Consider the following 9,772-nt stretch of genomic DNA (forward strand, 5'->3'; position numbering starts at 1 on the left):
TGTCGTCGCGGAAGTCCGGCAGGCCGCCGGCGTCGAAGAACGCCTGGCGCTCGCGCCGCGCGGCCAGCCGCGCCTGCCGCTCCGGCTCGATCGCCCGGTGCAGCGACACCAGCAGGGCCAGCAGCGGCGGCGGCAGCAAGGCGTCCTGGCCGGCCAGCGAGGCGGTCAGGGCGATACCCGGCGTGGAGCGCGTGGACGGGTCGGGAGCGGCAGCGAAAGCGGGGGCGGACATGTGGGGATTCCTCGATGTTTCCGGGGCTCCACCGTGCTGCCGACGGATGTATTTGACAAAGCAGTTTTGTCAATGTTTTATATAAGTAAGACTTATATCTATCACGTCATGGCCACGGGTAGCGCCGCAACCCCTCGATTTCCTTACAAATCCGACCGACTCAAGCCGCTGCGCGCGTTCTGCCAGACGGTGCGACTGGGCGCGGTATCGCGGGCCGCGGATGCCTTGTTCGTCAGCCAGCCGGCGGTGACCCTGCAGTTGCAGGCGCTGGAACGCGAACTGGGCGTGGTGCTGTTCGAGCGCAGCGGCCGCCGCCTGGTGCCCAGCCGCGAGGGCCAGTTGCTGTACGAGATGGCGCAGCCGCTGGTGGAGAGCCTGGACCGGCTGGAGGCGGATTTCCGCGAGAAGGCGCGCGGGCTGGACGCCGGCGAACTCAACGTCGCTGCCAACAGTTCCACCATCCTCTATCTGCTGCCGAAGATCGTGGAGGCCTTCCGCGCCCGCCACCCGCAGGTGCGGCTGACCCTGCACAACGCGATCAGCGCCGACGGCACCGACCTGCTGCGCGAGGACGCGGTGGACCTGGCGGTCGGCTCCATGCTCGACGTGCCGGCCGACCTCAGCTACGCCCCGGTGTACCGCTTCGAACAGTTGCTGATCGCCCCGCGCGACCACGCGCTGGCCCGCAAGCCGAAGCTGACCCTGGAAGACCTGTCGCCCTACCCGCTGATCCTGCCGCCGCGGCGCCAGGTCACCTATCGCCTGGTCGACCTGGTGTTCCAGCAGGCGCGCGTGCCCTACACCGTGGCGCTGGAAGTCGGCGGCTGGGAGGTGATCAAGCAGTACGTGGCGATGGGCATGGGCGTGTCCATCGTCAGTTCGATCTGCCTCACCGACGCCGACCGCGCGCGCCTGGCCACCCGCGCCCTGAGCGACTACTTCCCGGCGCGCAGCTACGGCGTGGTGGTGCGCAAGGGCAAGTACCTGTCGCCGCAGGCACGCGCCTTCATCGAGCTGATCCAGCCGGACCTGTTCACCCCGCGCGGCTACGACGAGAGCGGGCCTTCGGAGCGGTAGCTGCGCACGGCCGCGCGTCAGCGGCGCCCTTGGGCTCTGCTACCGTGGCGGCACACCCGCTGTACACCGACCGCCCGTGTCCCTGCCCTCCCGCTACGCCGAAGCCGACGCACCCCCGGCGCTGCGCGACCGCCTGCGCTGCAGTTGGCGGTTCCGCCAGGGCGAAGCCGAGACCGCCGCGACGCAGGTGCTGCCGGATGGCTGCGTCGACCTGATCTGGGACGGCCGCGCCCTGTTCGTCGCCGGGCCGGACCGCCGCGCCACCGATGCCAGATTGGCGCCAGGCAGCGTGCTCACCGGCGTGCGCCTGGCCGCCGGTGCCGGCGCCAGCCTGCTCGGCGTGCCGCTACACGCCATTGCAGACCAGCGTGTGCCGCTGGAGACGCTGTGGGGCGTCCGCGGCCGCGACTGGCAGGCACGGATGGAAGACACCGCCGATCCGCTGACGGCTTTGCACACGCTGTGCGCGAGCCGGCCGCTGCACCGCGACTCCGCGATGGCCTGGCTGTTCGCACAACTCGCCGGCGACGCACCGCCGCGGCTGGACTCGCTGACCCATGCGCTGGGCGTCAGCGAACGCACCTTGCGGCGACGCAGCCACGAGGCCTTCGGCTACGGCGCCAAGACCCTGGAGCGCATCCTCTGCGCCTGCAACGCTTCCTGGGCCTGGTCCGCCAGCATCCCAGCCTGACCGCGGCCGCCCTCGAGGCCGGCTACGGCGACGCACCGCACCTGGTGCGCGACAGCCGGCAACTGACCGGCCTGCGCCCGCGCGACCTGGTGCAGCGGCACGCGCGCTGAGCTGGCCGTTTTCGCCAAGCCGGCGGCCGCACGGTGGTCGATACTGGCGCCCCGTCCAAAGGAACCGCCCATGTCCCGCGCCGAACAGCATCACCGCATCGACTATCTGGAATTCGCCGTCGCCTCGATCGCCGCGGCCAAGGCCTTCTACGGCCAGGCCTTCGACTGGACCTTCCAGGACTACGGCCCGGACTACTGCGAATTCCGCGACGGCCGCCTGAGCGGCGGCTTCTTCCACGGCACGCCGCAGCCCGGCGGCGCCCTGGTGGTGCTGTACTCCAACGACCTCGCCGCCACCCAGGCGCGCATCGAAACCGCCGGCGGCCGCATCGTGCGCCCGCTGTTCGACTTCCCGGGCGGGCGCCGCTTCCACTTCGCCGACCGCGACGGCTACGAGCTGGCGGTGTGGTGCGAGGGCTTGTGACGGCACCGCGGCACCAGCAGGTTGCCTCCGCAGGAGCGGCTTCAGTCGTGACGGGCACTCCCAGTAACGCCTGTCGCGGCTGAAATCGTTCCTACGGATCAGGTCGCGTCACTGCGCGCGGTGCCCTACAGCCGCGCCCACTCGAATCCCTCGCCGCGGCGGTAGAACACCGCCAGCGCCTTGCCGTAGACGCTGTCGGCATCGACGAAGCCGAAATAGCGGCCATCGAAACTGTCGCCGCGATGATCGCCCATGACCAGCAGTTTGCCGGGCGGTACGCGCACACCGTGCAGGTCCGGGCCGCCGCCTGCGTCGAGGTCAAGCCGCGCGATGCGCGCACCGAAGCGCTCGGCATCGCCCGCCGCGCCCACCTGCAGCGGCTGGCCATTGATGGAGAGATGGCCATCGCGCACGTCCACACGATCGCCCGCCACCGCCACCACGCGCTTGATCAGGCGGGTGCCGTCGTGCGGCGAGTCGAACACCGCCACATCGCCGCGCTGCGGCCGGCCGCGTTCGAGCACGCGGTACTCGGTGAACGGCACGCGCAGCCCGTAAGCGCTCATGTCCACGGCAACGCGATCGCCGGGCTGCAGCGTCGGCTGCATCGAGCCGGAGGGCACCACATAGTGATTGGCGAAGGACGACCGCGCGGCGGTGAGCAGCAACAGCATCACCACCATCGGCAGCAATTCCTTGCGGCTCCAGCGCGCGGCGCGCTGCAGGCGGGTGGCATGCGGATCGGCGTGGGTCATGGGGCACCTGGGGTGAGCGAGGGCGGCACGGGATGTGTCATCGCGACAGTGCGCGCTTGGCGGCTCGCGGGGCCAGTGACGAAAGGCATGGCGCCGCCCGGCACAGACGCCTGCCGACACCATGCAGACGGCAACTCATTTGCAGTCTGGAAACTCACCCACTGTGACGACGGGAGGCAGACGCTCCTCGTTTCCGCCATCCCTCCCTTGTTCGCCATTGAGATACGTGATCCGCGCGCCTTTCCCGTCGCGACGCACTGCATAAAGCGGCTCGTTCCGCTCCGAATACACCACGAGCGTTTCGTCTTCGGCATGCGTCGAGAACAAGGCCGGCGTCAAAGCCCCGCCCTCGTAGCGCTGGATCAACAGCCGAGTGCCATCGACGGCAGGCAGGATCCATAGCGTCGTCCCCAGCAACTCCCCCTCTTCCTCGATGCGACAGACGCTGGAGAAGCTTTGCGGCCGCGATGCGCTGAAATGCGCCGGCCCCGTCGCCGCGCCCACCAGGAGCGCCATGGCAAACATCATGCTTCGATACTCCCATGCATCAGATGGATAAATCAGCAGCGATCATGCCGCCCTGTCGAGACACGTTACCAGGGCGCCCTTCCCCGGCCGCAGCGCGCGTCAGCGTGCGAGCAAAAGAACGGCGGTCACGCCGTCGGCCGATGCCTACGGCATGACCTCGATGCGGTTGGACGTAGCGGCCTTGAGGGAACCCACCTGACCAGAAACATTCGCGAAAGTTTTCGCCGGAAGTTCGCGGTACCGCAACAACGGCTGCACAGCCACCAAATAGCGGCGTCCAGGGACGATCCCGTAGTTCCGAGACAGATCCACCGTCGCGGATTTCGACTCGCCCGGAACCAGGATCACGTCGGGCCTCGAACCCGGCAGCTGGCTCACGTAGATGCCGCGGTAGGCCACAGCGCTTCCGTCCTCCTGCAGCACTCGTAACACATTCGCTTGCAGTCGCCCGTCGCGGTTCACCTCGGGGATATAGGCATCCGGCACCGCGATCGGCTGATCGCCCACGTTGGCCAGGGTGATCGTGATGACCGCTGCGCCCGTGCTCTCACTGGCTGCTTGCGCATGTTCCAGTCGGATGTCCAATCGCCCTGCGGCGGACACCGCAAAACAGGCGACCAGCAGCGCCATACCGACAATCCAGCGTCCCTTCATGACCATCTCCTTGTGGTGGATGGAGTATCCGGACACTCCAACAAAAACGGGATGGCCGCAAGGCCATCCCGTTCTCGACACACTCGATCGGCGCAGCGCCGATCAGTTCTTCAGACCGCGGTTTTCCAGCAGCGGCTCGACGCTGGGGTCCTTGCCGCGGAAGTCGCGGTACAGGGTGGCCAGGTCGACGGTGTTGCCGCGCGAGAGGATCTTGGCGCGGAAGATGTCGCCGTTGGCGCGGGTCAGGCCGCCGTGCTCCTTGAACCACTGGAACGCGTCGTCGTCGAGCACTTCCGACCAGAAGTAGGCGTAGTAGCCGGCCGAGTAGCCGCCGCCCCAGATGTGGTCGAAATAGGTGGTGCGGTAGCGCGGCGGCACTTCCGGCAAGTCCACCTTGTACTTCTTCAGCGAGTCGGCCTCGTACTTGTCCACGTCCTGCAGCGGCGCGTCGGCCGGCAGGGTGTGCCAGGACAGGTCGAGCAGCGCCGCCGACAGGTACTCGGTGGTGGCGTAGCCCTGGTTGAAGGTGCGCGACTTCTTGATCTTCTCCACCAGGTCGGCCGGCATCGCTTCGCCGGTCTGATAGTGCTTGGCGTAGTGCGCGAACACCTTCGGATCCGACGCCCAGTGCTCGTTGAACTGCGAAGGGAACTCGACGAAGTCGCGCGAGGTGGCGGTGCCGGCCAGGGTCGGGTACTTCACGTTGGAGAACATGCCGTGCAGCGCATGGCCGAACTCGTGGAACATGGTGGTGACGTCGTCGAAGCTCAGCAGCGCCGGCTGGCCCGGGGCAGGCTTGGTGAAGTTGCAGACGTTGTAGACCACCGGCTTGGTGCCGGTCAGGCCGTTCTGGCCGACGAACTCGTCCATCCAGGCGCCGCCGGACTTGCTGTCGCGCTTGAAGTAGTCGGTGTAGAACAGCGCCAGCGACTTGCCGTCCTTGTCGAACACTTCATAGACCTTCATCCCGTCATGGTAGGTGGGGATGTCGGTGCGTTCCTTGAAGGTGAGGCCGTACAGCTGGTTGGCGGCGTAGAAGACGCCGTTCTGCAGCACGTTGTCCAGTTCGAAGTACGGCTTGATCTGCGCTTCGTCGAGGTCGTACTTGGCCTTGCGCACCTGCTCGGCGTAGAAGTCCCAATCGGCAGCGGTGAGCTTGAAGCCGCCCTTCTGCGCGTCGATCACCTTCTGCATCTCGGCCGCTTCGCTGCGCGCCTTGGCGGTGGCGGCGGGCACGGTGTCGGTGAGCAGCTTCAGCGCCGCGTCCGGGGTCTTGGCCATCTGGTCGCTGAGGCTGTAGGCGGCGTAGCTGTCGAAGCCGAGCAGCTTGGCCTTCTGCGCGCGCAACTGCGCCAGGCGCTGCACGGTCTGGCGGGTGTCGTTGGCATCGCCCTTCTCGGCGCGCGACTGCGAGGCGGCCATCACCTGCTGGCGCAGGTCGCGGTCCTTCAGCGAGGCCAGCACCGGCTGCTGGGTGGTGTTCTGCAGGGCCAGCAGGTACTTGCCGTCGAGCTTGCGCGCGGTGGCGTCCTGCGCGGCCGAGGCGATGTCGCCGTCGGACAGGCCGTCGAGCTTGGCCTTGTCGTCCACCACCACCGCACCGGCGGCGGTGGCCGCGACCAGCTTGGTGTGGAACTGCGTGGCCAGGGTGGTCTCTTCGACGTTGAGCTTGCGCAGGGTGGCCTTGTCGGCGTCGGACAGCTGCGCGCCGGCACGCACGAACTCCTGGTATTCGTATTCGACCAGGCGCTTCTGCTCCGGGTCGAGGGTCAGCGTGTCGCGCTGGTCGTACAGGCTCTTGATGCGCGCGAACAGCTTCGGGTCCAGGCTGATCTCGTCCTGGTGCGCGGCCAGCTTGGGCGCGATCTCTTCCTGGATCTTCTGGCGGGCATCGTTGGTGTCGGCCTGGACCAGGCCGAAGAAGATGCGCGACACGCGGGTCAGGGTCTCGCCGCTGCGCTCCATCGCTTCCAGGGTGTTGGCGAAGGTGGCCGGTTCCGGGTTGTCGGCGATCTTGCGGATCTCGGCCAGGTGCTGCTTCATGCCCTCTTCGAAGGCCGGCAGGTAGTCGCTGTCCTTGATCTTGTCGAACGGCGGCGCCTGGAACGGCAGCGTGCTGGGGGTCAGCAGCGGGTTGGCGGCGGTGGCGGGCTGCGCGGCGGCCGGAGCAGCGGGGGCGGCGGGCACGGGGGTGGACTCCTTACCGGAACAGGCAGCCAGCGCCAGGCTGATGGCGGCGGCCAGAACGACGTTACGCGACATGAGGTGGAACTCCTGGGAGGACCTTGGGGCCAAGACAGCCGCCCACGTTACCGGGTTTGCATGGCAGCGGCATGTGCCATTGGCTCGGCCCGGCGCGGCAGCCAGCCGGCGTACAGATGGCCGGGCGCGGGCATGGCGCCAGCGCCCCGCAGGGGGCGCCGGCGCGCAGGGCTCACTGCCCGCCGGGCAGCGGCAACGCCTCGTCCTTGAAGATGGCCACGTGCGGCACGCCGTCGGCGCCGATCCAGCCGCGGTACATGCCCTCGGTGTTGAACGGGAAGGCCACGCTGCCGTCGGCGCCCAGCGCGATCGCACCGCCGTCGCCGCCGGCCTTGGGGATCTGCTTGTCGATCACCGCGTCGGCGGCCTGGGCCAGGCTCTGCCCGGCGTACTTCACCCGCGCACAGATGTCGTAGGCGGCCACCGCGCGGATGTAGAACTCGCCCCAGCCGGTGCCGGACACCGCGCAACGGCTGTCGGCGAAGGTGCCGGCGCCGATGATCGGCGAATCGCCGACGCGGCCGTAGCGCTTGTTGGTCATGCCGCCGGTGGAGGTGCCGGCGGCCAGGTTGCCCTGCAGGTCCAGCGCCAGCGCACCGACCGTGCCGAAGTGCTTGGCGGTTTCCAGATCGGCGTGCGCCTGCTTGTTGGCTTCTTCCTTCAGCGCCTGCTGCAGTTGCTGCCAGCGCTTCTCGGTGCGGAAGTAGGACGGCGCGACCAGCGTGATCCCGTGCTGCTTTGCGAAGACCTCGGCGCCATCGCCGACCAGCATCACGTGCTCGGACTGGTCCATCACCGCACGCGCCAGTTCGATCGGGTTCTTGACCCGATGCACGCCGGCCACCGCGCCGGCCTTGCCGGTGCGCCCGTCCATGATCGCCGCGTCCAGTTCGTTGCGGCCGTCGTGGGTGAACACCGCGCCCTTGCCGGCGTTGAACTGCGGCGAGTCCTCCAGCACGGTGATCGCCGCGGCGACCGCGTCCACCGCCGGCTTGCCCTGCGCCAGCAGCGCCTGCCCGGTGCGCAGCGCCTTCTCCATGGCCGCGCGCGCCTCGGCCAGGTCGGCCGGGCTGCTGCTGGCGCGCTCGACGCCGGCGCCGCCATGGATCACCAGGGTGGTGGCGGGAATCTCGCGCATGCGCCCGTCCTGCACCGCGTAGTAGCGGTGGAAGACCGGTGCCTCGACGCGGCCGTCGGGCAGGTGCAGGGTGGAACCGGGGCCGACCCCGACGGTCTCGATGCGGGCGGCCTGCAGCGGCTGCCCGGCCGGGGTGGGCGGTTGCAGCGGCCCGGCGACCACGGTGGCCACGGCCTGCGGATCGGTGGCATAGACGCGCGCGGTACCGTCGCCCTCCACCGCCAGCGCGGCGCTCTCGTCCACGCCCAGGCCGATCAGCGGCTCCCCCTTGGGCGCCAGCGTGGCGGCCTTGGCGCGGAACGCGAACAGGCGGCCGAGGCGGTCGCGCTCGCGGAAGTGGGTGTCGGTGATGACCCGCTTGAGCAGGTCCAGGTGCAGGAAGTCGGTCTCGATGGTGACCGCCGGCCCCAGCGGATCGGCCAGCGCCGCCGGGCTGGTGATGCTGCCGCCGTCCATCGAGCCGTACAGGTACTCGCCCAGCATCGCCAGGCCGGCGCTGGTGCCGCCCAGCGGCTTGCCGGCGCGCACGTGCGCATCCAGCGCGTCGGCCACCGGGGTGTTCTTCCAGTAGCGCACGTAGCGCGACTGGTCGCCGCCGGCGATGAAGATGCCGTCGGCGCGGGCCAGCGCGCGCAGCAGCGCCGGATCGCTGGAGGCGCCGCGGCCGCTGAACACGAACGTCTCGACCGAGGCCACGCCGCCGACCTTGCGGTAGAACTCCTCGCCCACCTCGTTGGCCTGCGAGGCGCGCAGCACCACCACGTGGCCGTGCCCGGCCTTGGCCATGAACCAGCGCAGCGCGTCGTAGTTGCGGTCGCCGCCCCCCATCAGCAGCAGGCCGGGCGACACCGGGCCGGGTGTGGGCGCGGCCGGATCGCCGACCAGGTACTGGCGGTAATCGCGCGCGACGGCGGGCGTGGCCAGGCACAGGCCCAGCAGCAGCGACATCCAGGGCCGGAACATGCCGACGGAACGGGTCATGCGGATCTCCTCGGGAACGGGGCGGGCAGGCGAGCGTGCGGCTCGTTGCTGAGAGGGGACGAACGGCGGCACGGTTTCCCCCCGCCGCCTTCACCCTCCCACGTCGGCGCGCGCGGCACTTGCCCGCACGCACCGGCGATCGGCTAATGTGGGATCCATGTCCGCTTCCCTCGACGATTGGTTCGTCCAAGAAATCCTCGTCCACGAGCAGGCGCTCAGCGGCTACCTGCGGCGCTGCTGGCCGCATCGCGAGGAGTGGCACGACCTGCGCCAGGAGATCTACGTGCGCGTCTACGAGGCCGCCGGCAAGGCCCGGCCGAGCCTGCCCAAGTCGTTCCTGTTCGCCACCGCGCGGCACCTGATGACCGACCGGTTGCGCCGCAACCGGGTGGTGTCGATCGAGGCAGTGGGGGATCTGGAGTCGATGCACGTCCTGATAGACGAGCTGTCGCCGGAACGCTGGTGCGGCGGACGGCAGGTGCTGGGCCGGCTGGCGGCGGCCTTCGACCGGTTGCCGGACCGCTGCCGCAGCGTGGTCTGGCTGCGGCGGGTCGAGGAACTGCCGCAGAAGGAGGTGGCCGTGCGCCTGGGAATCAGCGAGAAGAGCGTGGAGAAGCACGTGGCCCGGGGCATGCGCCTGCTGGCCGATCATTTCCATGGCGACGAGGGCGCGGCGGCGCCGGCGAAGCCGATGCAGGCGCGGGCACGCGATGGACAGCAGGTGGATTGAGGCGCGTGCGGCGGCCTGGCTGGCGCGGCGCGACCGCGACGACTGGTCCGACGCACGGCAGGCGCGCCTGGATGCCTGGCTGGCCGCAGCCACCGCGCACCGGGTGGCGTTCCTGCGCCTGCAGGCCGCCTGGCAGGAGAGTGGGCGCTTGCAGGCACTCGGCGCCGGCCAGCGCGATGGGCAGGTGCCC

Annotated in this window: 9 protein-coding genes and 3 pseudogenes; 5 read left to right on the forward strand and 7 right to left on the reverse strand. The window is 69.4% G+C overall.

What is annotated here, in order from left to right; translation table 11 throughout:
• Positions 1 to 232, reverse strand: a pseudogene (locus tag D588_RS24375) (malate synthase A); the annotation flags it as partial.
• 108 nt (positions 233 to 340) lie between these two features.
• Between D588_RS24375 and D588_RS0109360 the strand changes: the two are divergent.
• The 3 genes and pseudogenes from D588_RS0109360 to D588_RS0109370 all read left to right on the forward strand — a co-directional run bounded on the left by D588_RS0109360 (position 341) and on the right by D588_RS0109370 (position 2,534).
• Positions 341 to 1,309: a LysR family transcriptional regulator gene (locus tag D588_RS0109360; protein ID WP_026143547.1), complete on the forward strand. Its 969-nt coding sequence runs from the start codon at positions 341 to 343 to the stop codon at positions 1,307 to 1,309.
• Positions 1,310 to 1,385: 76 nt separating this feature from the next.
• Positions 1,386 to 2,110: pseudogene (locus D588_RS24380) on the forward strand (helix-turn-helix domain-containing protein).
• A gap of 70 nt (positions 2,111 to 2,180) precedes the next feature.
• Positions 2,181 to 2,534 carry a VOC family protein gene (locus D588_RS0109370; protein WP_017915790.1) on the forward strand — a complete coding sequence of 118 codons (354 nt, stop codon included), beginning with the start codon at positions 2,181 to 2,183 and terminating at the stop codon, positions 2,532 to 2,534.
• A 125-nt stretch (positions 2,535 to 2,659) separates the two neighbouring features.
• Here the strand turns inward: D588_RS0109370 and lepB are convergent, their stop codons facing one another.
• The 6 genes and pseudogenes from lepB to D588_RS28500 form a co-directional block, all read right to left on the reverse strand.
• Complete coding sequence (lepB, locus tag D588_RS0109375) at positions 2,660 to 3,289, reverse strand: signal peptidase I (protein ID WP_017915791.1); 630 nt, start codon at positions 3,287 to 3,289, stop codon at positions 2,660 to 2,662.
• Positions 3,290 to 3,424: 135 nt separating this feature from the next.
• A complete protein-coding gene (locus tag D588_RS0109380) occupies positions 3,425 to 3,817 on the reverse strand; it encodes a hypothetical protein (RefSeq protein ID WP_017915792.1) in 393 nt (130 codons plus the stop codon).
• 144 nt (positions 3,818 to 3,961) lie between these two features.
• Positions 3,962 to 4,471 carry a hypothetical protein gene (locus tag D588_RS0109385; protein ID WP_106404473.1) on the reverse strand — a complete coding sequence of 170 codons (510 nt, stop codon included), beginning with the start codon at positions 4,469 to 4,471 and terminating at the stop codon, positions 3,962 to 3,964.
• Between the two features lie 102 nt (positions 4,472 to 4,573).
• Positions 4,574 to 6,733, reverse strand: coding sequence for a peptidyl-dipeptidase Dcp (dcp, locus tag D588_RS0109390; protein WP_017915794.1), 2,160 nt, complete (start codon positions 6,731 to 6,733; stop codon positions 4,574 to 4,576).
• 172 nt (positions 6,734 to 6,905) lie between these two features.
• Complete coding sequence (locus D588_RS28495) at positions 6,906 to 7,871, reverse strand: isoaspartyl peptidase/L-asparaginase (RefSeq protein ID WP_232764268.1); 966 nt, start codon at positions 7,869 to 7,871, stop codon at positions 6,906 to 6,908.
• 216 nt (positions 7,872 to 8,087) lie between these two features.
• Positions 8,088 to 8,852: pseudogene (locus tag D588_RS28500) on the reverse strand (cyanophycinase); the annotation flags it as partial.
• A gap of 157 nt (positions 8,853 to 9,009) precedes the next feature.
• Here D588_RS28500 and D588_RS0109400 point away from each other — a divergent pair.
• Both D588_RS0109400 and D588_RS24385 read left to right on the forward strand, forming a co-directional pair.
• Complete coding sequence (locus D588_RS0109400) at positions 9,010 to 9,582, forward strand: sigma-70 family RNA polymerase sigma factor (RefSeq protein ID WP_017911627.1); 573 nt, start codon at positions 9,010 to 9,012, stop codon at positions 9,580 to 9,582.
• Positions 9,563 to 9,772 (forward strand): DUF4880 domain-containing protein (locus tag D588_RS24385; protein ID WP_043084151.1); only part of this gene is annotated, 210 nt, incomplete at its 3' end. The genes D588_RS0109400 and D588_RS24385, both read left to right, overlap by 20 nt.

The organism is Xanthomonas sp. SHU 308 (assembly GCF_000364645.1).
Classification (GTDB): domain Bacteria; phylum Pseudomonadota; class Gammaproteobacteria; order Xanthomonadales; family Xanthomonadaceae; genus Xanthomonas_A; species Xanthomonas_A sontii.